Here is a 22,047-nt window from a genome sequence, read left to right as displayed (position 1 = left end):
CGGCACAGCTCTGCCATCGCGCCTTCGCGCCGCGCCACGAGGCACCATGACCTTCCGCTCCGGCAACCCGGTCGTCGACCGCTATATCGCCGAGGACTACGAGAGCGTGCGCGGCATGTCCTCGCGCTTCGCAGCGACGATCTGCGCGCACGTGATCCGCCGGCAGAGCGACCTCGGCATCGAGGGTCATTTCGCCGAGATCGGCACCTTCGAGGGCCGCTTCTTCATCGCCATGGCGCTCGGCCTCGGGCCGACGGAGAAGGCGCTGGGCATCGACACTTTCGACTGGCCGGATGCAGGGCTGATCGACCGCTTCCACCGGCACTGTGCCCGCCTCGGTCTCGACGAGGAGCGATACATAACGATCAAGGCGGCCGCCCGAGACCTCCCCCCCGATGATGTCGCCATGGCCCTCGGTGGGCCGGTGCGGTTCTGGCACATCGACGGCGATCACACGCCGAAGAGTCTCAGCGCCGATCTCGACCTCGCCGTGCAGAGCCTCCATCCCAAGGGCATCCTCTGCCTCGATGACATGCTGCACCCCGGCTACCCGCTGCTCATCGCAGCCCTGCAGGCCTGGCTCGACCGTCATCCCGAGATGAGGGTGCTCGCCGTGATCGACCGAGAAGACATCGTTGCCGCCGCCAAGGTCATGATCTGCCGAGAAGACGCGATCGATCTCTACGGCCAGGATCTCGTCGACACCTTTCCCGCCCATCACTGGAAGCTCGGGGCCGATTGGGGCGACTATTTCGCGGTCGTGCTGACGCCAAAGCCGCGCCTCGCAACGGTGGAGTGAACGGCCCTTCCGTCATTGCGGGCGCAGCGAAGCAAACCAGGACCAAGTCACCGACGTTGGTGGAACGGCTTCGGATTGCTTCGCTGCGCCCGCAACGACGGCGGCTATCCAATCGGCGGGCATCTCGAACCAGTCCCTTTGGACAGCCGCTCTTTCGGATGCGCCTCCGGATATTTACCTCTATAAGCCCGGCCAACGCATGCTGATGGTGCCGTTTCGGCATCTCGCAGGCCGCACTTTCGAAGTCCGTAGGTTCACGATGCTCGGCTCCATCGCCAAGAAGATTTTCGGCTCGGCCAACGACCGTCGGGTCAAGGGCTACCGTCCGCGCGTCGACCAGATCAACAGGCTGGAGCCGGAAATCTCGGCCCTGACGGACGAACAGCTTCGCGAGCGGACCATGGCGCTGAAGGCCGAGGTCGCCGCCGGCAAGAGCCTCGACGACGTGCTGGTGCCAACCTTTGCCATCGTTCGCGAGGCCGCCAAGCGCGTGCTCGGCCAGCGCCACTTCGACGTGCAGCTCATGGGCGGCATGGTGCTTCACGAGAGCGGCATTGCCGAGATGAAGACCGGCGAGGGCAAGACGCAGGTGGCGACGCTTGCCGTCGTGCTGAACGCGCTCTCGGGCAAAGGCGTGCATGTGGTGACGGTGAACGACTATCTCGCCTCGCGCGATGCCGAGTGGATGGGCCGCATCTACAAGTTCCTGGGGCTCACCGTCGGCACCATCGTTCACGGACTCGACGACGACCAGCGCAGGGAAAGCTACGCCTGCGACATCACCTACGGCACCAACAACGAGTTCGGCTTCGACTACCTACGCGACAACATGAAGTACGAACTCTCGGCGATGACACAGCGAGGGCACAACTTCGCGATCGTCGACGAGGTCGACTCGATCCTGATCGACGAGGCGCGCACGCCGCTGATCATCTCCGGCCCCGTTGACGACCGCTCCGAGCTGTACATGGCGGTCGATGCGCTGATGTCGCATCTCGTGCCCGAGCATTACGACCTCGACGAGAAGCAACGCACCGTCTCGCTCACCGAGGCGGGCAACGAATTTATGGAGGAGGCCCTGCGCGACGCTGGCATCCTCAAAGAGGGTGACCTCTACGACGCGCACAACGTCACGATCGTCGCTCACGTCACGCAGGCGCTGCGCGCGCACACTCTGTTCACGTTGGACAAGGACTACATTGTCAAGAATGACGAGGTGGTGATCATCGACGAGTTCACCGGCCGTATGATGCAGGGCCGGCGCTACTCCGAGGGCTTGCACCAAGCGCTTGAGGCCAAGGAAAAGGTCACGATCCAGCCCGAGAACCAGACGCTCGCCTCGATCACCTTTCAGAACTACTTCCGCCTCTACAAGAAGCTCGCCGGCATGACCGGCACGGCCGCGACCGAGGCGGACGAGTTCGCCGAGATCTACAAGCTCGAGGTCGTCGAGATCCCAACCAACAAGCCGATCGAGCGCGTCGACGAGGACGATCAGGTCTACCGGACCGTTCAGGAGAAGTACGACGCGATCATCCAGGAGATCGACAGGGCCCACGAGCGCCACCAGCCGGTCCTGGTCGGAACGGGCTCGATCGAGAAGTCCGAGTTGATCGGCGAATTGCTGATCAAGCACGGCTACACCCTGCTCGACTACTCGGACCCGAACGCGCTGACCGACGTCTACCAGGCCGCCCGCGAGAACCGGGTGACCAAGCGCTTCGCGGTGCTGAATGCCCGCTTCCACGAGCAGGAAGCCTACATCGTGGCCGAGGCCGGCGTGCCCGGCGCCATCACCATTGCGACCAACATGGCCGGCCGTGGCACCGACATCAAACTCGGCGGCAACCTCGACATGCGCATTGAGAAGGAGCTCGCGCATCTCGAACCGGGCCCGGAGCGCGAGGCCGCCATCGAGGCATTGCGCGCCGAGATCGCCGAGAACCGCGAGAAGGTGCTGAATTCCGGCGAGAAGGCCAACCCGGAAACCGGCCTGAAGAAAGATCTGCCAGGCGGCCTCTACATCATCGGCACCGAGCGCCACGAATCCCGCCGCATCGATAACCAGCTGCGTGGCCGCGGTGGCCGCCAGGGTGATCCTGGCCGCTCCAAGTTCTTCCTGTCGCTGCAGGACGACCTGATGCGGATCTTCGGCTCTGACCGCATGGACGGCATGCTGACCAAGCTCGGCCTGCAGCAGGGCGAGGCCATCATCCACCCCTGGATCAACAAGGCGATCGAGAAGGCGCAGCAGAAGGTCGAAGCGCGCAACTTCGACATGCGCAAGAACGTGCTCAAGTACGACAACGTCATGAACGACCAGCGCAAGGTCGTCTTCGAGCAGCGTCGCGACCTGATGGGCCAGGAAAGCGTCCGCGAGACGGTCGACGAGATGCGCGAGGGCGTGATCGACGATCTCGTCGCCGTCCACGTTCCCGAGAACGCCTATGCCGAGCAATGGGATATCCAGGGGCTCAAGGAACGCACCCAGGAAGTGCTCAACCTCGACCTGCCGGTGCAGGATTGGGCGGCCGAAGAAGGCATTGCCGATGAGGAGATGCGCGAGCGCCTGAAGAAGGCGGCTGAGGAGGCCTATGCTGCGCGCACCGAGAAGAACACGCCCGAAGTGATGGCCTATGTCGAGAAGCAGGTTGTCCTGCAGACTCTCGACCATCTCTGGCGTGAGCACCTCGTCACCCTCGACCACTTGCGGCAGGTGATCGGCTGGCGCGGCATCGCTCAGCGCGACCCGCTCAACGAGTATAAGTCCGAGGCCTTCGACCTCTTCAATCAGTTGGTGACAGCGCTTCGCGAGCAGGTCACCGGCCAGCTCTCGCGCATCGAGATCATGTATCAGGAGTCGGAGGGCGCCGACGGTTCTTCCGCGAGCTTCGAACAGGCCGGCCTCGGCCATCCTCAGCTTCCGCCGATGTTCGCCCAACATCTCGATCCGGTCACCGGCGAGAACGAATTCGGCCGCGGCTCCGGAAGTGACGGTGGCGGTGGCCCGGCCTACGGCTATGCCGCGCGCGATCTCTCGGCCGACACCGCTGTGCTGGAGCGCAACCCCGACGACAGCACCACGTGGGGCAAAGTCGGCCGTAACGAACCTTGCCCCTGTGGCTCGGGAAAGAAGTACAAGCACTGCCACGGCGCATTCATTACGGAGGCTTGATCGAGGGCGATGTGCGCGGCGGGCTTCGTCTACGGCGTCGAGCCAGCCTTAAGCGCGGCGGAGTTCCGCCGCGTCCTCGTCAACTCCGGTCTCGACGCGCGCCGCCCCGCCGAGGATCTCGCTCGCCTGGAGCGGATGCTGCGCGGCGCGGGCCTCATCGTCACCGCACGCGCCTATACGCCTGAGCGGACGCTGGTCGGCGTCGCTCGGACACTGACCGACTTCTCGTATTGTGCCTACGTGTCGGATCTGGCCGTCGCCAAGCCGCAGCAGGGGTTGGGGATCGGTCGTGGCCTGCTCGAAGCCGTTCGGAAGCAGGTCGGTCCGGAGGTCTCCGTGATCCTGCTCTCAGCCCCTGGTATCGAGGCCTACTACGAAAAGATCGGCATGCGCTCGGCTACGAACGCTTTTGTCTCGGATCGCGAGCGGTAGAATCGAGGCCCGGACAACGTCACCCCGGCTGCCCAGCTGGCACCAGGATCGACGACCGCATGCGCGCTTTGACGCGTCGCACCTGCTGCACCGCCACAGGCCTGTAGAGCTGCTTGGTGGCATCGATGACGTGCACGCCTGCGAAGGGCAGCGACAGACTGGTTCCGAGCCATTCCCAGGTGCTCGCCGATTGCAGCATCAACCGCGAGCGGACCGGCGGCATATACAGTGTTTCGGTCCAGCCCTCAGGCGAGAAGAGGGTATCGCGCATCAGCCGGGACAGCTGTGAGCGGCTGTAGGGCTGGCCATGGCCAAAGGGGGTCGCGTCACGCCGCGCCCAGACGCCGGTGCGGTTCGGGACGACAAGGATCATTCGGCCGCCGGGCGTGAGCACGCGCCAGACCTCGGCGAGCAACTCGCTCGGGCTCTCGACTCCCTCCAATGCGTGAACGAGGACGACGCGGTCGACCGCAGCCTCTGGTAGGGGCAACATGGTCGGATCGGCCAGCGCGGTGACTGAGCGGCCGGTGGCGGGCCAGTTCACCACCCCGTGCGTCGCCGGCATGAAGGCCAGCGTTCGTTCGGCGATGACGTGGACCGGTCCGAGATACGGCGTGACGTAGCCGAGCCCAAGGATGCGCAGACCCGAGACCGATCCGAGGAATCCCTCGATCGCCCGTGCCACGAACCTGTGCGTGACCAAGCCGAGCGGGCTTGCATAGAAAGTCCGAAGGTCGTTGACGTCGAGACGCATCGGTACGGGTTCCGGCACGGCCGGTTTCCTCTGCCGGGCAGCTTGGAGCATGAATGGGGATTGCCGCGGGCTCGGGCAAGCGTGGTGCCCCTCACCTGCTCGGAACTGCGGTGGGCAACCACCCGTTCTCCCGCGCAATCCGATTTCCCACAGGACGTGAGGCTTCATGAGCGCCGCCGGACCCTGGATCCGCACCTTCCTCTGCCGCAGCGACAACATCGGCGTGCTGATCCGCGATCCCGCCACGGGCGACTGCGCGGCCATCGACGTGCCGGAGGCCGCTCCCGTGCTCGCCGCGCTTGCCGAGACGGGTTGGCGGCTCACGGACATCCTCGTGACGCACCGGCACGCCGATCACGTCGAGGGCATCCCCGAGGTTAAGGCACGCACCGGCGCGAGAGTGACGGCGCCAGCCAAGGCTGGTGACGCTGTGCCGGACGTGGATCGCACTATCGCGGAGGGCGATAGGGTGCGGGTCGGCGAGTTGGAGGCGGAGGTCTGGGAGACGCCGGGCCATTGTGCGGACCACGTCAGCTACATCTTTCGCGATGCCGGTGTGGCTTTCGCCGGCGACACGCTGTTCACGCTGGGCTGCGGTCGGGTGATGGAAGCCGAGCCCGCGACCCTCTGGCGCTCGCTCGAACGCTTTCTCGCCTTGCCGGACGCAACCGAGGTTTATAGCGGCCACGATTATGTGCTCTCCAATGCCCGGTTCGCCCTGGCCGCCGACCCCGACAACGCGGCGCTCAAGGAGCGCATGGCGGAGGCTGAACGACTCAAGGCGCAGGACCGCTTTCTGATCCCTTCCACCATCGGCATGGAGAAGGCGACGAACCCGTTCCTGCGTGCCGCCGAGCCGGCGCTCGCCCGTTCCGTTGATCTCGCACCGGGCGCGGAAACAGAAGCCGTGTTCAACGCGCTTCGAGCCTGGAAGAATCGGTTCTAAGCCCCGGTCCTTCCCTTAGCGAGGGAGCGACGAGCGCTTCATGATCTTTCCAGCCACCACAGCCTTTTTCGCCGGCCTGCTCGGACTTCTCCATGTCGGCCTCACAGGATGGGTGGTGGCGGGACGCGTTCAGGGCAAGGTCCTGCACGGCACCGGTAACGATCAGTTGCTGAAGCGCATCCGCTCGCAGGGCAATTTCTCGGAAAACGTCCCGCTCGCGCTCCTGCTGACGGGGTTTGTGGAAGGCAAGGGTACGACGCACTGGATCGTTGAAGCCCTACTCGTGGTGCTGCTCGTCGGGCGCATCCTGCACCCGATCGGCATGTTCGCCTCTCCGAATTCGCCCCGGCAGTTCGCCTGCCGCGGCGGCGGCATTATCTCTACGCTTCTCGTGATCGTGATCGCGGCGATCCTGCTACTGATCTAATCGCCTCCAGCGAGCTTTCGCTTGCCAAGTGCCGAGCCAATGCAGAGGGTCGGCCAGGGGCAAGGAGGCGCGACGGCGCAGGGCCATGCAATCGGTGGCGAGTATCGAGGCGGGCGCCGTGGCCCCGGATGAGCCGGAGCGGACTGAGAGCGCGAGCATTCGCTCGACGGGACGAACGACCCGTCTCAGCGGGCCGGCCGCGCGGGCGAGACCAACACCCATCTCCACCGATGCGCGTCTCCTCGCCATCGCCTCAGAGCACCTCGCCCGACTCGGGCCGAAGGGCGTCACCGTTGTGGCGGTAGCGGCTGAGGCGGGCATGACCCATGCCAACGTCTACCGATACTTTCCCTCGAAGGACGCGCTGCTCGACGCTGTCGCGGGGCGGTGGCTGCGGGACGTCGAGACCCGACTGGCCGGCATCGCCGATGCGCCGGACCCTGCCGAAGACAAAATCGAGCGCTTCATCATCGCGTTGAGCCTCGCTCAACGTGAGGCGCTCTCCGCCGAGCCGAACGTCTTCTCTGTGCATCTCGACGCCACGGTCGCCTCGCGGCCAATCGCGCGGCGCCACCGCGTCCGGCTTCGGACCCTGGTAGAGCGGGTCGTCGAGGAAGGTATCGCCAGCGGAGCCTTCGTCGCCCGCGACCGCGAACGAGCGATCGCCTGCATTTTCGACGCAAGCTACCGCTTTACTCATCCGCTTGCGATTCAGCAGGATGCCGAGGTGCCGCGCGACCTGCTCGAGGCGCGGCTCGGCGCGGTCATCCAGGCGATCCAGCGGATCCTCCGCTCGGGCGCATTCTAGTAACGGCTGGGCGCTCAGTGACAAATCGCGCCCGCTGTCACCGCCGCCAATCTGCTGCATCGCCGTTTCGGCGATGCAACTAAGCTGCTCGATTCATTACGCTTTCTGCGAAAATGGCTTTCCGTCATACCCCTCTTCGGGCCGCGGGCGGCACGGGGGGGTGGGTCGCCTTTGGGTTGAAGCAGCATGGCTTTTCCGCCAAACCAGCGCCCGCAACTCGACCGGCCTGTCAGACTCGCCGATCCGGCGGATATTCCTCTCCTCCGGCGGCCTGACTAGGCACCCTTCGGACCGGAGATTTTTCGCTCATGGCACGCAGCAAGATCGCGCTCATCGGCGCCGGACAGATCGGCGGAACCCTCGCGCATCTCGCCGGCCTGAAGGAGCTCGGGGACGTCGTCCTGTTCGACATCGTCGACGGCGTGCCTCAGGGCAAGGCCCTCGACATCGCAGAATCGGCCCCGGTCGACGGTTTCGACGCCAAGTATTCCGGCGCGAGCGACTACTCGGCCATCGCAGGCGCTGACGTGGTGATCGTCACCGCTGGCGTGCCGCGTAAGCCCGGCATGAGCCGCGACGACCTGATCGGCATCAACCTCAAGGTGATGGAGGCCGTCGGCACCGGCATCAAGGAGCATGCACCGGATGCCTTTGTGATCTGCATCACCAATCCGCTCGATGCGATGGTGTGGGCTCTGCAGAAGTTCTCTGGCCTTCCGACCAACAAGGTCGTGGGCATGGCCGGCGTGCTCGACTCTGCCCGCTTCCGCCACTTCCTCGCCGAGGAGTTCAAGGTATCGGTCGAGGATGTGACGGCCTTCGTGCTCGGTGGTCACGGCGACGACATGGTGCCGCTGACCCGCTACTCGACGGTGGCCGGCGTGCCGCTGACCGATCTGGTCAAGCTCGGCTGGACCACTCAAGAGAAGCTTGACGCCATGGTCGAGCGTACCCGCAAGGGCGGCGGCGAGATCGTCAATCTGCTCAAGACCGGTTCGGCGTTCTACGCGCCTGCCGCCTCTGCCATCGCAATGGCCGAAAGCTACCTGCGCGACAAGAAGCGCGTCCTGCCCTGCGCTGCCTATCTCGACGGCCAGTACGGCGTAAACGGGATGTATGTCGGCGTGCCGGTGGTCATCGGCGAGAATGGCGTCGAGCGCGTCCTCGAAGTGACCTTCGACGAGGCCGAAAAGGCCATGTTCGAGAAGTCGGTTGGCGCCGTGAATACGCTGATCGCCGCCTGCAAGGACATCAACAAGTCCCTGGCTTGAGAACCGGAGCGAGCGTCGGCACCGGCGCTCGTCAGCCCGCCCCGTCGTCCGTCTGAGAGAATGCGATGAACATCCACGAATACCAGGCCAAGGCGGTCCTCAGGGAGTTCGGCCTGCCGGTCTCCCGGGGCGTAGCGATCTTCAAGCCCGAGGAAGCTGAGGCGGCTGCCAAGGAACTCGGCGGCCCGGTTTGGGTGGTGAAGTCGCAGATCCATGCGGGTGGCCGCGGCAAGGGCACCTTCAAGGGCGCGCCAGAAGGCGCCAAGGGCGGCGTGCGCGTCACCAAGTCGATCGACGAGGTGAAGCAGTATGCCGGCGAGATGCTCGGCCAGACGCTGGTGACGATCCAGACCGGCCCGGCCGGCAAGCAGGTGAACCGCCTCTACATCGAGGAAGGCGCGCAGATCGCCGCCGAATTCTACCTGTCAATGCTGGTTGATCGCGAGACCGGACAGGTCGCCTTCGTCGTCTCCACGGAAGGCGGCATGGATATCGAGACAGTGGCCCACGACACTCCTGAGAAGATCGTCACCTTCTCGGTCGATCCGGCCACCGGCATCATGCCCCACCATGGCCGCGCCGTCGCCAAGGCGCTTGGCCTCACCGGCCCGCAGGCGAAGGAAGCCGGCGAACTCACCACCAAGCTCTATACGGCCTTCACGGCCAAGGACATGAGCATGCTGGAGATCAACCCATTGGTGCTGACCGGCGACGGCCATCTCAAATGCCTCGACGCCAAGATCTCCTTTGATTCCAACGCTCTCTACCGTCACCCGGACATCGTCGCGCTGCGCGACGAGACCGAGGAAGACGCCAAGGAGATCGAGGCCTCCAAGTACGACCTCGCCTACATCGCGCTGGACGGAACGATCGGCTGCATGGTCAACGGAGCCGGCCTGGCCATGGCGACCCTCGACATCATCAAGCTCTACGGCGAGGAGCCAGCGAACTTCCTCGATGTCGGCGGAGGCGCCAGCGAGGAAAAGGTCACTGCAGCCTTCAAGATCATCACTGCGGATCCGCAGGTGAAGGGCATTCTCGTCAACATCTTCGGCGGGATCATGAAGTGCGATGTCATCGCACGCGGTGTGATCGCTGCGGTGAAGGCGGTCGGCCTCGAAGTACCGCTGGTGGTGCGCCTCGAGGGTACCAATGTCGAGCAGGGCAAGGAGATCATCCGCACCTCGGGTCTCAACGTGATCCCAGCGGACGATCTTGACGACGCCGCTCAGAAAATCGTCGCCGCCGTGAAGAAGGGCTGAGCCGAAACCATGTCCATTCTGATCGACGCGAACACCCGGGTCATCTGCCAGGGCTTTACCGGCAAGAACGGCACGTTCCATTCGGAGCAAGCCATTGCCTACGGCACCAAGATGGTCGGCGGCACCTCGCCGGGTAAGGGTGGTTCGAGCCATCTCGGCCTGCCGGTCTTCGATACGGTGGCGGAGGCCCGCGAGGCCACCGGCGCCGATGCCTCCGTCGTCTATGTGCCGCCACCCGGCGCCGCCGACGCGATCTGCGAGGCCATCGCTGCCGAGATCCCGCTGATCGTCTGCATCACGGAGGGCATCCCGGTGCTCGACATGGTGCGCGTCAAACGCGCCCTCGAAGGCTCCAAGTCGCGCCTGATCGGCCCCAACTGCCCGGGCGTCGTCACGGCGGGCGAGTCGAAGATCGGCATCATGCCGGCCAACATCTTCAAGCCGGGCTCGGTCGGCATCGTCTCGCGCTCCGGCACGCTGACCTACGAGGCCGTATTCCAGACCACCACCGCAGGCCTCGGCCAGACCACGGCCGTCGGCATCGGCGGCGATCCCGTGAAGGGCACCGAGTTCATCTCGATGCTGGAGCTGTTCCTGGCCGATCCAAAGACCGAGTCGATCGTGATGATCGGCGAAATCGGCGGCTCAGCCGAGGAAGACGCCGCGCAGTTCCTCGCCGACGAGGCGAAGAAGTGTCGCAAGAAGCCCATGGTCGGCTTCATCGCCGGCCGCACGGCGCCTCCGGGCCGCCGCATGGGCCACGCTGGCGCGATCATCTCGGGCGGCAAGGGCGGCGCCGAGGACAAGATCGCGGCGATGGAACGGGCCGGCATCCGGGTCTCGCCCTCACCGGCGCGGCTCGGCTCGACGCTGGTCGAGGTCTTGAAGGGCTGAGCTGGCGACGTGCCTGCGCTGCAGCACATGCGGCGGCGACATGCCCATCTAGGAGATCGGGGCTGATGGCATCCCCGGTCTGAAAGAAAGAGGCGGCCGCGCCGGCGGTCGAGTTTGAGGACACCAAGCGATGGCACGCCAGGACGCGAACGACGCCTTCCTCGAAACCTCCTTCCTTTACGGCGGCAACGCCGCCTACATCGAGGAGCTTCAGGCCGCCTACGCCCGCGATCCCAATTCGGTTGATCCTGAGTGGCAGCGCTTTTTCAGAGAACTCGGCGAGGAGAACGCCCTCGTCGAGAAGAGCGCGGCCGGCGCCTCCTGGGAGAAGCCGCATTGGCCGGTCCCGGCGAACGGCGAGCTCGTTTCGGCGCTGGACGGCGACTGGAGCAGTATCGAGAAGGCCGTCGGCGAGAAGATCCAGGCCAAGGCCGGCAAGCCGGTCGATGGAGCCGGCAAGGGCGCCGACATTGTCGGCAAGACCGGCGTCTCCGTCGAGCAGGCCACGAAGGATTCCGTGCGCGCGATCATGTTGATCCGCGCCTACCGCATGCGCGGCCATCTCCACGCCAAGCTCGACCCGCTCGGCCTGACCAAGCGCGGCGATCACGAGGAGCTGCATCCGCAGCATTACGGCTTCAAGGAAGAGTCGGACTGGGACCGCCCGATCTTCCTCGACAATGTGCTCGGCATGGAGTTCTCGACGATCCGCGAGATCGTCGCGATCCTGGAGCGCACCTACTGCCAGACGCTCGGCGTCGAGTTCATGCATATCTCCGATCCAGAGGAGAAGGCTTGGATCCAGGAGCGAATCGAGGGCAAGGACAAGGAGATTTCCTTCACCCCCGAGGGCCGACGCGCGATCCTGAACAAGCTGATTGAGGCCGAGGGCTTCGAGAAGTTCTTGGACACCAAGTACACCGGCACCAAGCGCTTCGGCCTCGACGGCGGCGAGTCGATGGTCCCGGCACTAGAGCAGATCATCAAGCGCGGCGGCGCGCTCGGCGTCGAGGAGATCGTGCTGGGCATGGCCCATCGCGGCCGTCTCAACGTGCTCACCAACGTGATGGCCAAACCCTTCCGTGCGGTGTTCAATGAGTTCAAGGGCGGCTCGGCCAATCCGGCCGAAGTCGAGGGCTCCGGCGACGTGAAGTACCATCTCGGCGCCTCGTCTGATCGCGCCTTCGACGACAACCATGTCCACCTGTCGCTGACTGCCAACCCCTCGCACCTCGAGATCGTCGATCCCGTGGTGTTGGGGAAGGTGCGCGCCAAACAGGACCAACTCGCCAAGCCGAATGTCGAGCGCCGCAAGGTGCTGCCGCTCCTGATCCACGGCGACGCCGCTTTCGCCGGCCAGGGCGTGGTGGCCGAATGCCTCGGCCTGTCGGGCCTGAAGGGTCACCGCACCGGCGGCTCGATCCACTTCATCATCAACAACCAGATCGGCTTCACCACCGACCCGCGTTTTTCGCGGTCTTCGCCCTACCCATCCGACGTGGCGAAAATGGTCGAGGCACCGATATTTCACTGCAACGGCGACGATCCGGAGGCAGTGACCTTCGCCGCAAAGGTCGCCGCAGAGTATCGCCAGAAATTTGGCAAACCGGTCGTCGTCGACATGCTGTGCTACCGTCGCTTCGGCCACAACGAGGGCGATGAACCGGCCTTCACGCAGCCGAAGATGTACCAGCTCATCCGCAAGCACCCGACGGTCCTGGAGACCTACGGCAAGAAGCTCGTCGCACAAGGCGACCTGACCCAGGAGCAGCTCGACGCCCGCAAGGCCGAGTTCCGTCAGATGCTCGATGACGAACTCGAGGCAGCCGGAAGCTACAAGGCCAACAAGGCGGATTGGCTCGACGGACGCTGGTCCGGCTTCAAGGCGGTGCGCGAGGAGATGGATGATCCCCGCCGCGGCCAGACTGGTGTGCCGGAAGCGACGCTCCGCGAAATCGCGCAGAAGATCACAACGCCGCCTCCCGGCTTCCACCTGCACCGCACGATCCAGCGCTTCTTCGACAACCGCGCCAAGGCGGTCGAAACCGGAATTGGTATCGACTGGGCGACCGCCGAGGCTCTGGCCTTCGGGTCGCTGCTCGTCGAAGGCCATCGGGTCCGACTCTCGGGCCAGGACGTCGAGCGCGGCACCTTCTCGCAGCGCCACGCCGTGGTCATCGATCAGGAGAACGAGCAGCGCTACACGCCGCTGAACTCCGTGAAGGAGGGCCAGGCCCGCATCGAGGTCATCAACTCGATGCTGTCCGAGGAGGCCGTGCTCGGCTTCGAATACGGCTACTCCGCCGCCGAGCCGAACGCCCTTGTTCTGTGGGAGGCGCAGTTCGGCGACTTCGCCAACGGCGCTCAGGTCGTCATCGACCAGTTCATCTCGTCCGGCGAGCGCAAGTGGCTGCGCATGTCCGGCCTCGTGATGCTGCTGCCGCACGGCTACGAGGGCCAGGGCCCGGAGCACTCCTCCGCCCGCCTGGAGCGCTATCTGCAGATGTGCGCCGAGGACAACATGCAGGTCGCCAACTGCACGACGCCCTCGAACTACTTCCACATCCTTCGCCGACAGCTGAAGCGCGATTTCCGCAAGCCGCTCGTGCTGATGACGCCGAAGTCGCTGCTGCGCCATAAGCGAGCCGTCTCGCGCCTCTCAGAAATATCCGAGGATTCGACCTTCCACCGCGTGCTTTGGGACGATGCCGAGCAGGACGAGCAAGGCATCAAACTGGTGAAGGACGACAAGATCCGGCGTGTCGTGCTCTGCTCGGGCAAGGTCTATTACGACCTCTACGAGGAGCGCGAGAAGCGCGGCATCAACGACGTCTACATCATGCGCGTCGAGCAGCTCTATCCGTTCCCACTCAAAGCACTGGCGAACGAGATGAGCCGGTTCCGCAACGCCGAGGTGGTGTGGTGCCAGGAGGAACCCAAGAACATGGGCGCCTGGGCTTTCGTCGACGACTATCTGGAATGGGTGCTCGGCCAAGCCGGCTCCTCAGTGAAGCGCGCACGCTATGTCGGCCGCCCGGCCTCGGCCTCGACCGCGGTCGGCCTAATGTCGAAGCACGTCGCGCAGCTCCAGGCCTTCCTCAACGAAGCCCTCACGGTCTGACCCTTTCCAGGGGCCGGCCCTCCCCGGACCCGCCGACACGAACGCTGGAAGACGAACGACATGGCCACCGACATCCTCGTCCCGACGCTCGGCGAATCCGTGAGCGAAGCCACGATCGGCCGCTGGTTCAAGAAGCCCGGCGACACCGTCGCCGCCGACGAGCCGCTGGTGGAGCTTGAGACCGACAAGGTCACCCTCGAGGTCAATGCTCCAGCGGCCGGTGAACTCGGCGAGATCCTCGTCAAGGACGGAGAGACCGTAGAGCCAGGCGCGCTGCTCGGCTCGATTGTTGAGGCTGGCGAGGGCGGCGGCGCTAAGAAGCCGGCGGCTGCAAAGAGCGCCGAGAAGCCGGAGAAAGCCCAGCAGGCGACGGAAGCGAGCGCTCCGAAGGAAACCTCCGCCTCCTACGGCAGCCACGGTGATGCTCCGCCCACGGCCGGACGCTCTGCCGACGAGAGCGGCCCGGCCGTCGCCAAGTTCGCCCGCGAGACCGGCATCGATCCTTCAACGCTGAACGGCTCCGGCAAGGATGGCCGCGTCACCAAGGGCGACATGCTGGCCGCCAAGGAGGGCCGGCCCGCTCCCGCCGCTCCGGCGCAGGAGGCCCGCACGCCCGCACCGCCGCGCGCGCCTTCGGCTCCGGACGATGCCGCGCGCGAAGAGCGCGTGAAGATGACGAAGCTTCGTCAAACGATCGCGAAGCGCCTCAAGAGCGCACAGGACACGGCCGCGATGCTCACCACGTTCAACGACGTGGACATGAGCGCCGTGATGGCGATGCGCGCGCAGTACAAGGACATTTTCGAGAAGAAGCACGGCACGAAGCTCGGCTTCATGGGCTTCTTCACCAAGGCGGTGATCGGCGCTCTCAAGGACGTGCCGGCGGTCAATGCCGAGATCGACGGCACCGACCTCGTCTATAAGAACTACTATCACATCGGCATCGCCGTCGGGACCGATAAGGGTCTCGTAGTGCCCGTGGTGCGCGACGCCGACGACCTGTCGATCGCCGGGATAGAGAAGAAGATCGCTGGATTCGGCAAGAAGGCCCGCGAGGGGAAGCTCTCCATCGAAGAGATGCAGGGCGGCACCTTCACCATTACGAATGGCGGCATCTACGGTTCGCTGATGTCGACGCCGATCCTCAATGCCCCGCAATCCGGTATCCTTGGCATGCACCGCATCGAGGAACGCCCGGTCGTCCGCGGCGGCAAGATCGAGGCGCGGCCGATGATGTACCTCGCCCTCTCCTACGATCACCGCATCGTCGACGGGAAGGAGGCCGTGACCTTCCTGGTGCGGGTGAAGGAAGCTCTGGAGGATCCGGCGCGTCTCGTGCTGGATCTCTGAGCCGCCTCACGTGGGAGACACCTCCGACAAGGTCGCCGTCGTCACCGGCGGGAGCCGCGGCATCGGCCGCGCGGTTTCGCTGCTCCTGGCAGAGCGGGGCTATCGCGTCTGTCTGAGCTATGTCGCGAACGAAACCGCAGCCGCCGAGGTCCTGGCGGCGATCGAGGCGAGAGGAGGCCGGGGTGTCGCGGTCCAGTGCGACGTGGCGGAAGAGAAGGATGTCGTGGCGCTGTTCGAGGCCGCTAATAGACTCGGCCGGCTTGCCGCACTGGTGAACAACGCGGGCATCGTCGACGTCACATGCCGTGTCGATGCGATGAGCGCCCAGCGGCTGCAGCGCATGATGGCGACGAATGTCATCGGCAGCCTGCTCTGCACCCGCGAGGCAGTACGGCGGATGTCGACCCGGCATGGCGGCCGAGGTGGCGCCATCGTCAATCTATCCTCGATCGCGGCCAAGCTTGGTGGCGCCGGGCAGTATGTCGACTACGCCGCCTCGAAAGGCGCGATCGACAGCTTCACGATCGGGCTTGCCCGCGAGGTCGCGGACGAAGGCATCCGCGTGAACGCCGTCTCGCCCGGTGTCATCGACACCGAGATCCATGCCAGCGGCGGCAATCCCGACCGCGCCCGCGCGTTGGCGCCCGACATCCCGATGAAGCGAGCCGGCAGGCCGGAGGAGATTGCCGCCCCGATCGCCTGGCTGCTGTCAGAGGAGGCGTCCTACATGACGGGGACGATCATCGACGCGGCCGGAGGGCGTTGACCGTCCCGTCCCCGATGCCCCGTCGTCTCGCCTTCGAAGCGCCCCCGCAGATTCCCGCCTTGAGTCCGGCTCCGCGCCGAACCGAACCTAGGATCCGCCCATCATGAGCAGCAGCTACGATCTCGTCGTCATCGGCACCGGCCCTGGCGGCTATGTCTGTGCCATTCGCGCCGCGCAGCTCGGCCTGAAGACCGCCGTCGTCGAGAAGCGCGCCACCCATGGCGGCACCTGCCTCAATGTGGGCTGCATCCCGTCGAAGGCCCTCCTTCACGCCTCCGAGGCCTTCGAGGAGGCCAACCATCATTTCGCGGATCTCGGCATTCAGGTTGGAACGCCGAAGCTCGATCTCGCCAAGATGCAGGCATTCAAGCAGGGCGGCGTCGACGGCAACACCAAGGGCGTCGAGTTCCTGCTGAAGAAGAACAAGATCGATGCCTACCACGGCACAGGCCGCATCGCAGGCGCCGGCCGCGTCGAGGTCGTCTCCAAGGATGGCGGCAATCATCTCCTAGAGGCGAAGAACATCGTCATCGCCACCGGCTCGGATGTGGCGCGGCTCCCCGGCGTCGAGATCGACGAGAAGGTCATCGTCTCTTCGACGGGCGCGCTTGAGCTCCCCAAGGTGCCAAAGAAGCTTCTGGTTATTGGTGCGGGCGTGATCGGCCTCGAACTCGGCTCGGTCTGGCGCCGCCTCGGTGCCGAGGTGATTGTCGTCGAATATCTCGACCGCGTCCTGCCCGGCATGGATGGCGAAGTCGGCAAGCAGTTCCAGAAGATCCTCACAAAGCAGGGCATCGCCTTCAAGCTGTCCTCGAAGGTGACCGGCGTCGAGGTCGGAAAATCCGGCGCGACCGTCACTGTTGAGCCGGCTGCCGGCGGCGAAGCCGAGACCCTCAAGGCCGACGTCGTGCTCGTGGCGATCGGGCGCGTGCCCTACACGCAGGGGCTCGGCCTGGAAACCGTTGGCGTGCAGCTCGACAACCGTGGCCGTGTCCAGACCGACAGCCACTACGCCACCAACGTGACCGGCATTTATGCCATCGGAGACGTGATCGCCGGGCCGATGCTCGCCCACAAGGCCGAGGACGAGGGTGTGGCGCTGGCCGAGATCTTGGCTGGCCAGTCGGGCCATGTGAATTATGGCGTGATCCCGAACGTGGTCTACACCTTCCCAGAGGTCGCCTCGGTCGGTCGCACCGAGGAGGAACTGAAGAAGGACGCGACCGCCTACAACGTCGGCAAGTTCCCCTTCACCGCCAACGGCCGCGCTAAGGCCAACGGCACCACAGACGGCTTCGTGAAGATCCTGGCAGACGCCCAGACGGATAAGGTGCTCGGCGTCCACATCGTCGGCGCCGATGCCGGCAACCTCATCGCCGAGGTTGCGGTGGCCATGGAATTTTCTGCTTCCGCCGAAGACATCGCCCGGACCTGCCACGCCCACCCGACCCTGACCGAGGCCGTGAAGGAAGCTGCGCTCGCCGTCGACAAGCGCGCTATCCATATTTGACGCCGTCATTCAGGCGGCGCGCGGCGGAACGCGGATCCAAAGGCGCGCGAGAGGCGTAAGATCCATGACTAGCCGTGACGGCAAGCGTGAGCATCATAGGTAGAATTCGGGTACTCGCCTGCGGCGAGACCCCGAATGACGACGGACAGGGCGCAAAAAACTACGTCTCTACCAGTCCGCTGCTCGATCCCGATGCCTCGGAATTGCCGCCGCCATGCGGCAATCCGAGGTATTCGCTCGATCGCATCTCGATGAGCCGCGAGGCCGTGCGCTCGAACTCGAAGGCCTCGCGGCCCTCGGTGCCGGTGTAAAGATCCGTTGCATCTGCCGCGGCGGAGGCGATCAGCTTCACGTGCGCATCATACAGCGTGTCGATCAGCGTGATGAAGCGCTTGGCCTCGTTGCGGGTCTCGGGGCTTATCACCGGAATCCCTGAGACGATCACCGTATGGAAGGTGCTGGCGATCGCCATGTAGTCGGAGGCACCAAGCGGCCGCGCGCAGAGATCTGCAAAGCTGAAGCGCGCTACGCCGCCCGCCTCTTCCGGCACGGAAACCTCGCGGCCCTTCACCCGTACTAAGCCGGGCTGCCCTTTAGCCTTGCCGGTAAGTGCCTTGAAGGCCTGGTCGAGGGCCTCCTCCGCCCCACCCTCCCAGATGAGGTGGTAGACCGAGCTGCCGCCAAGCTTTTCGAGGCGGAAATCCGTGCGGGAATCAAGCCGCATCACCGTGACCCGCTCCCGCAGTACAGCGATGAAGGGCAGGAACAGCGCCCGGTTCAGACCGCCCTCGTAGAGCCTGTCCGGCTCGACGTTCGAGGTGGCCACCACCGTCACGCCGCGCTTGAACAGAGCGCCGAATAGACGGCCAAGCAGCATTGCGTCGGCGATGTCGGTCACGGTGAACTCGTCGAAGCAGAGCAAAGTCGCCTCGGCTGCCAGCGCGTCCGCGACGGGCGGAATCGGATCGTCGCCCTTGGCTGTGCCGGCCTTCACTGCCTGCCGGTGAGCGTGGATGCGCTCGTGCACGTCTGCCATGAAGCCGTGAAAGTGGATGCGCCGCTTTGGCGACGGCGCGGCTTCGTGGAACAGGTCCATCAGCATGGTCTTGCCGCGGCCGACCGAGCCCCAGACATAGAGGCCCTTCACTGGCCCCGCATCGTCCTCGTTGCGCCTGAACAGCCAGCCGAGCGCACTGCCCTTGCTCGCGCGCTTGCGGCGATCGAGATCGAGAAGCAGCCTGTCGAGCGCCTTGACCAGATGAAGCTGAGCAGGGTCCTTTTCAATTGCGCCTGAGCGCACCAGTGCTTCGTAGCGGTCGAAGACCGGTCCGGGAGAGACGGCGCCGGTCCGTGCGTGCTCCGAGGGGGACGGCCTTGCAGTCTCACTCACGTCGAAACGATCCTGCCCTGCACAACGCTACGCCCGATCGACGATCCGTGAGAGCGGGCAAACCGAACACACCTGTGCCGTGCTCGTCCGATGTGATCAAGACAAGGAACGCTCGGGCTTCGTGCCAACAACACTGGTTCGTGCTCAAACGGTCTCGCCAGGCCAGGGCACGATGCGGTCGACGAGTTCGTCCTCGGTGAACTCTTCCTCGTTCCCCGAAACACGCCCGCGTACCGAGATGCCGGCCTCGTGAACGCTCGCCCTGCGCCCCGTCACCAGTGGATGCCAGGGCAGCAGATCCCGGCCCTCGCGCACGAGCCGATAGGCGCAAGTTGGCGGCAGCCAGGGGATCTCGCGTACGGCGTCAGGCGTCAGACGTACGCAATCCGGCACCCGCTTGGCGCGGTTGCGGTAGTCGCGGCAGCGACAGGCATGCGCGTCGAGCAGCGTGCAGCCGATATCGGTGTGGTGAATCTCGCCGGTGTCGTCGTCTTCGAGCTTGAGCAGACAGCAGCGCCCACAGCCGTCGCACAGGCTCTCCCACTCGGCCGAGGTCATCTCGTCGAGGGACTTGGTTCGCCAGAAAGGGGGCTGACCGATCTGCGCCATTGTGTGCTCGTGCCGCAGGCAGATCCATGAGGCAAGGGCTGCCGATGCCGCGCAGGCCGCGGTCACCTGGCCGCCCCATTCCAACGTCAAGGTTAACGAGAGCTTTCCGAGCGTCGACGCGGCCAAGCCGCGTTTCCAGGCGTTAGTGAGGCGATCGCGAACCTCGCGCAGGGTCGCGAGGCTTGATACAAGAACGTCTGTCGGGTTCGGCCCAGCGCCCTCAGCGCGCCTGGCCAGCTCATGACCGGGTCATCCGAGGAACCGGACAAAGCCGTGCGCCTGCCCAGCCTCACCGCGATCAAGACCCGGATCAGCCGCGCGGCCCTCGCCTTCGACGCCTGGGTCAATGCTAGCCTGTACGAGTCCGGTCGCTCCTCGGGCGAGTCCTATGAGCGCTTTCGCGAGCGTATGGCGGTCTTCGCCTTTAGAGGCTGGAAGCGCTTCGTGCTGGATCTGACGAGCGAGGCGGCAACCATCGGTGCGGCCGGCGCCCTGTTCGTGCTCTTCCTCGCGCAATCGGCCTTCAATCTGACCAGCGAGCAGGGCTGGCTGAAGGAGCAGGACCTCGCCGTTACCTTCCTCGACCGCTATGGCAACGAGGTCGGGCGGCGCGGCATCAAGCACGACGACTCGCTGAAGCTCAACGACTTCCCGGACCTGATGATCAAGGCGCTGCTGTCCACTGAGGATCGGCGCTTCTACGAGCATTACGGCATCGACCCGATCGGTACCGCGCGTGCGCTCGTCTCCAATTCGAGCGGCAAGGGCAACGTGCAGGGCGGCTCGACGCTGACGCAGCAGCTCGCCAAGAACCTTTTCCTGTCCAACGAGCGCTCACTGGAGCGCAAGATCAACGAGGCGTTCCTTGCCTTCTGGCTCGAGAACCATCTCACCAAGAACGAGATTTTGAAGCTCTACCTCGACCGCGCCTATATGGGCGGCGGCACTTTCGGCGCGGTGGCGGCGGCCGACTATTATTTCGGCAAGCGCCTGCAAGACGTGACGCTGGCCGAGGCAGCGATGCTCGCCGGCCTGTTCAAGGCGCCAACGAAATACTCGCCCAACGTCAATCTGCCGGCCGCTCGCAGCCGCGCCGTCGATGTGCTGCACAACATGGTCGAGGCCGGGTTCGTCACCGAGGGCCAGATCCAGACGGCGTTGCGCAACCCGGCGACGCCGGTCGTGCGCGCCAAGGACGTCACGGCCGATTACTATCTCGACTGGGCCTTCACCGAGGTGAAGCGGCTGGCCGACGCAGGCAAGCTGAAGAACGACCGGGTGCTTACGGTGAAGACCGCCCTGGACATCCGCATCCAGAAGAGCGCGGATCAAGCGGTCGAGAACATCCTGCGCCGCTTCGGCGACAGCTACGATGTCGACGAGGCCGGTGTGGTGATCACCGATCCGGATGGCGGCGTGCGGGCCATGGTCGGCGGCGCCGATTACGGCGAGAGTCAGTTCAACCGAGCCGTCGACGCGCTGCGCCAGCCCGGCTCGTCGTTCAAACCCTACGTCTACGCGGCGGCGCTCTCCTCCGGCCTGTTCAAGCCGGAGACGACGGTGGTCGATTCGCCGGTCTGTGTCGGCAACTGGTGCCCGCAGAACTACGGACGATCCTATTCCGGCCGCCAGCCGATGTGGCTCGCCGTGGCGAAGTCGATCAACACGATCCCGATCAAGATCTCGATCGCCCTCGGCAAGGGCATGGGCATCACCAACGAGTGGAAGGCCGCCAAGGCCGGGCGCGACAAGATCGCCGAGACGGCCAAGGCCATGGGCGTGCTCTCACCGCTGCCGGACACGGTGTCGATGCCGATCGGCGCCGACGACATCACGGTGCTGGACCAAGCCTCGGGCTTCGCCGTCTTCGCCAATGGTGGCCGCTATGCCAGGGCCTTCGCAGCGACCGAGATCAAGAATTCGAGCGGAGAGGTGATCTACCGCCGCAGCGACGAACCCGCTCCGCAGGTATTGTCGAGCAAGGTCACCGCCGACATGAACTATATGCTGAACAAAGTGGTCGAGGAGGGCACCGCCCGGAAAGCTCAAATCGAGGGCTGGAAGGTCGCGGGCAAGACTGGCACCACCAATAATTACCGCGACGCCTGGTTCGTCGGCTATACCGGCGCGCTTGTCGGTGCGGTCTGGTTCGGCAACGACGATCACAGCACGACGAACAAGATGACCGGCGGTTCGCTTCCCGCGATGACATGGCACGAGATCATGGAGCCGGCCCATCAGGGGATTGAGGTTAAGCCTTTGCCAGGCCTCGACGAACGGTCGAAGCCCGCCCAGGTCGCCCAGACGGCACCGGGTCCGGCGCCGATCAATGCGGCGGCGAGCGCGGCGGGCAAGCTGTCGCGGCGCTCCTTCGAGGTGATGTCGGGCATCAACGGGCTGTTCCGCTCGATCGACGGCGGTGAGGCGGCTGCGAAGCCGGATCAGGCCAAGCCGCTCAAGTCCGGAGCCGTCACGCCGGCCCGCTCTCCCATCGATGTGGCCCAGGGCGGCCGCTTCGGAACGCCGTGAGCCG

General features: G+C 65.1%; 17 protein-coding genes. 14 read left to right on the top strand and 3 right to left on the bottom strand.

Translation table 11 applies throughout. The annotated features are described in order from the left end of the window. Positions 1 to 46: 46 nt before the first annotated feature. From MGN01_RS01855 to MGN01_RS01845, 3 genes are all read left to right on the top strand, one after another. Complete coding sequence (locus tag MGN01_RS01855; RefSeq protein ID WP_147044852.1) at positions 47 to 799, top strand: class I SAM-dependent methyltransferase; 753 nt, start codon at positions 47 to 49, stop codon at positions 797 to 799. A gap of 259 nt (positions 800 to 1,058) precedes the next feature. Further along, a complete protein-coding gene (secA, locus tag MGN01_RS01850; RefSeq protein ID WP_147044851.1) occupies positions 1,059 to 3,974 on the top strand; it encodes a preprotein translocase subunit SecA in 2,916 nt (971 codons plus the stop codon). 9 nt (positions 3,975 to 3,983) lie between these two features. Beyond that, complete coding sequence (locus MGN01_RS01845; RefSeq protein WP_147044850.1) at positions 3,984 to 4,406, top strand: GNAT family N-acetyltransferase; 423 nt, start codon at positions 3,984 to 3,986, stop codon at positions 4,404 to 4,406. A gap of 19 nt (positions 4,407 to 4,425) precedes the next feature. On the opposite strand, the gene MGN01_RS01840 is transcribed toward MGN01_RS01845, so the two are convergent. After that, positions 4,426 to 5,160 (bottom strand): class I SAM-dependent methyltransferase, encoded by a 735-nt coding sequence (locus MGN01_RS01840; RefSeq protein WP_147044900.1) that lies wholly within the window; start codon positions 5,158 to 5,160, stop codon positions 4,426 to 4,428. Positions 5,161 to 5,326: 166 nt separating this feature from the next. On the opposite strand from MGN01_RS01840, the gene gloB reads away from it, so the two are divergent. The 10 genes from gloB (at position 5,327) to lpdA (ending at position 17,515) form a co-directional block, all read left to right on the top strand. Then, positions 5,327 to 6,106, top strand: a complete 780-nt coding sequence (gloB, locus tag MGN01_RS01835; protein WP_147044849.1) for a hydroxyacylglutathione hydrolase — start codon at positions 5,327 to 5,329, stop codon at positions 6,104 to 6,106. 40 nt (positions 6,107 to 6,146) lie between these two features. Continuing rightward, positions 6,147 to 6,533: an MAPEG family protein gene (locus MGN01_RS01830; RefSeq protein WP_147044848.1), complete on the top strand. Its 387-nt coding sequence runs from the start codon at positions 6,147 to 6,149 to the stop codon at positions 6,531 to 6,533. 220 nt (positions 6,534 to 6,753) lie between these two features. Continuing rightward, positions 6,754 to 7,341 carry a TetR family transcriptional regulator gene (locus MGN01_RS01825; protein ID WP_238258502.1) on the top strand — a complete coding sequence of 196 codons (588 nt, stop codon included), beginning with the start codon at positions 6,754 to 6,756 and terminating at the stop codon, positions 7,339 to 7,341. Between the two features lie 308 nt (positions 7,342 to 7,649). Next, complete coding sequence (mdh, locus tag MGN01_RS01820) at positions 7,650 to 8,612, top strand: malate dehydrogenase (protein ID WP_147044846.1); 963 nt, start codon at positions 7,650 to 7,652, stop codon at positions 8,610 to 8,612. Between the two features lie 65 nt (positions 8,613 to 8,677). Beyond that, positions 8,678 to 9,874 (top strand): ADP-forming succinate--CoA ligase subunit beta, encoded by a 1,197-nt coding sequence (gene sucC, locus MGN01_RS01815; RefSeq protein ID WP_147044845.1) that lies wholly within the window; start codon positions 8,678 to 8,680, stop codon positions 9,872 to 9,874. 9 nt (positions 9,875 to 9,883) lie between these two features. After that, positions 9,884 to 10,768, top strand: a complete 885-nt coding sequence (sucD, locus tag MGN01_RS01810) for a succinate--CoA ligase subunit alpha (protein ID WP_147044844.1) — start codon at positions 9,884 to 9,886, stop codon at positions 10,766 to 10,768. Positions 10,769 to 10,898: 130 nt separating this feature from the next. Then, positions 10,899 to 13,889 (top strand): 2-oxoglutarate dehydrogenase E1 component, encoded by a 2,991-nt coding sequence (locus MGN01_RS01805; RefSeq protein WP_147044843.1) that lies wholly within the window; start codon positions 10,899 to 10,901, stop codon positions 13,887 to 13,889. Positions 13,890 to 13,949: 60 nt separating this feature from the next. Beyond that, on the top strand, positions 13,950 to 15,239 hold the full coding sequence (gene odhB / locus MGN01_RS01800) for a 2-oxoglutarate dehydrogenase complex dihydrolipoyllysine-residue succinyltransferase (protein WP_147044842.1): 1,290 nt from the start codon (positions 13,950 to 13,952) through the stop codon (positions 15,237 to 15,239). Positions 15,240 to 15,249: 10 nt separating this feature from the next. Continuing rightward, positions 15,250 to 16,005 (top strand): SDR family oxidoreductase, encoded by a 756-nt coding sequence (locus tag MGN01_RS01795; RefSeq protein WP_147044841.1) that lies wholly within the window; start codon positions 15,250 to 15,252, stop codon positions 16,003 to 16,005. A 103-nt stretch (positions 16,006 to 16,108) separates the two neighbouring features. Then, positions 16,109 to 17,515 carry a dihydrolipoyl dehydrogenase gene (lpdA, locus tag MGN01_RS01790; RefSeq protein ID WP_147044840.1) on the top strand — a complete coding sequence of 469 codons (1,407 nt, stop codon included), beginning with the start codon at positions 16,109 to 16,111 and terminating at the stop codon, positions 17,513 to 17,515. Positions 17,516 to 17,675: 160 nt separating this feature from the next. On the opposite strand, the gene zapE is transcribed toward lpdA, so the two are convergent. Together zapE and MGN01_RS01780 are read right to left on the bottom strand one after the other, a co-directional pair. Next, positions 17,676 to 18,905, bottom strand: coding sequence for a cell division protein ZapE (gene zapE / locus MGN01_RS01785; protein WP_147044839.1), 1,230 nt, complete (start codon positions 18,903 to 18,905; stop codon positions 17,676 to 17,678). Positions 18,906 to 19,049: 144 nt separating this feature from the next. Further along, positions 19,050 to 19,514, bottom strand: a complete 465-nt coding sequence (locus tag MGN01_RS01780) for a YcgN family cysteine cluster protein (RefSeq protein ID WP_147044899.1) — start codon at positions 19,512 to 19,514, stop codon at positions 19,050 to 19,052. 273 nt (positions 19,515 to 19,787) lie between these two features. On the opposite strand from MGN01_RS01780, the gene MGN01_RS01775 reads away from it, so the two are divergent. Continuing rightward, complete coding sequence (locus MGN01_RS01775) at positions 19,788 to 22,043, top strand: transglycosylase domain-containing protein (RefSeq protein ID WP_147044838.1); 2,256 nt, start codon at positions 19,788 to 19,790, stop codon at positions 22,041 to 22,043. The last annotated feature ends 4 nt before the right edge of the window (positions 22,044 to 22,047 follow it).

It is taken from the genome of Methylobacterium gnaphalii (genome assembly GCF_007992215.1).
In the GTDB taxonomy this organism is placed as follows: domain Bacteria; phylum Pseudomonadota; class Alphaproteobacteria; order Rhizobiales; family Beijerinckiaceae; genus Methylobacterium; species Methylobacterium gnaphalii.
The sequence above is the reverse complement of the archived record's forward strand: the minus strand, read 5'-3'. Positions and strand labels throughout refer to the sequence as shown.

Coding starts and splice junctions, on each gene's coding strand:
- MGN01_RS01855 (WP_147044852.1), top strand. CDS start 47: ATGACCTTCCGCTCCGGCAACCCGGTCGTCGACCGCTATATCGCCGAG.
- secA (WP_147044851.1), top strand. CDS start 1,059: ATGCTCGGCTCCATCGCCAAGAAGATTTTCGGCTCGGCCAACGACCGT.
- MGN01_RS01845 (WP_147044850.1), top strand. CDS start 3,984: ATGTGCGCGGCGGGCTTCGTCTACGGCGTCGAGCCAGCCTTAAGCGCG.
- MGN01_RS01840 (WP_147044900.1), bottom strand. CDS start 5,160: ATGCGTCTCGACGTCAACGACCTTCGGACTTTCTATGCAAGCCCGCTC.
- gloB (WP_147044849.1), top strand. CDS start 5,327: ATGAGCGCCGCCGGACCCTGGATCCGCACCTTCCTCTGCCGCAGCGAC.
- MGN01_RS01830 (WP_147044848.1), top strand. CDS start 6,147: ATGATCTTTCCAGCCACCACAGCCTTTTTCGCCGGCCTGCTCGGACTT.
- mdh (WP_147044846.1), top strand. CDS start 7,650: ATGGCACGCAGCAAGATCGCGCTCATCGGCGCCGGACAGATCGGCGGA.
- sucC (WP_147044845.1), top strand. CDS start 8,678: ATGAACATCCACGAATACCAGGCCAAGGCGGTCCTCAGGGAGTTCGGC.
- sucD (WP_147044844.1), top strand. CDS start 9,884: ATGTCCATTCTGATCGACGCGAACACCCGGGTCATCTGCCAGGGCTTT.
- MGN01_RS01805 (WP_147044843.1), top strand. CDS start 10,899: ATGGCACGCCAGGACGCGAACGACGCCTTCCTCGAAACCTCCTTCCTT.
- odhB (WP_147044842.1), top strand. CDS start 13,950: ATGGCCACCGACATCCTCGTCCCGACGCTCGGCGAATCCGTGAGCGAA.
- lpdA (WP_147044840.1), top strand. CDS start 16,109: ATGAGCAGCAGCTACGATCTCGTCGTCATCGGCACCGGCCCTGGCGGC.
- MGN01_RS01780 (WP_147044899.1), bottom strand. CDS start 19,514: ATGGCGCAGATCGGTCAGCCCCCTTTCTGGCGAACCAAGTCCCTCGAC.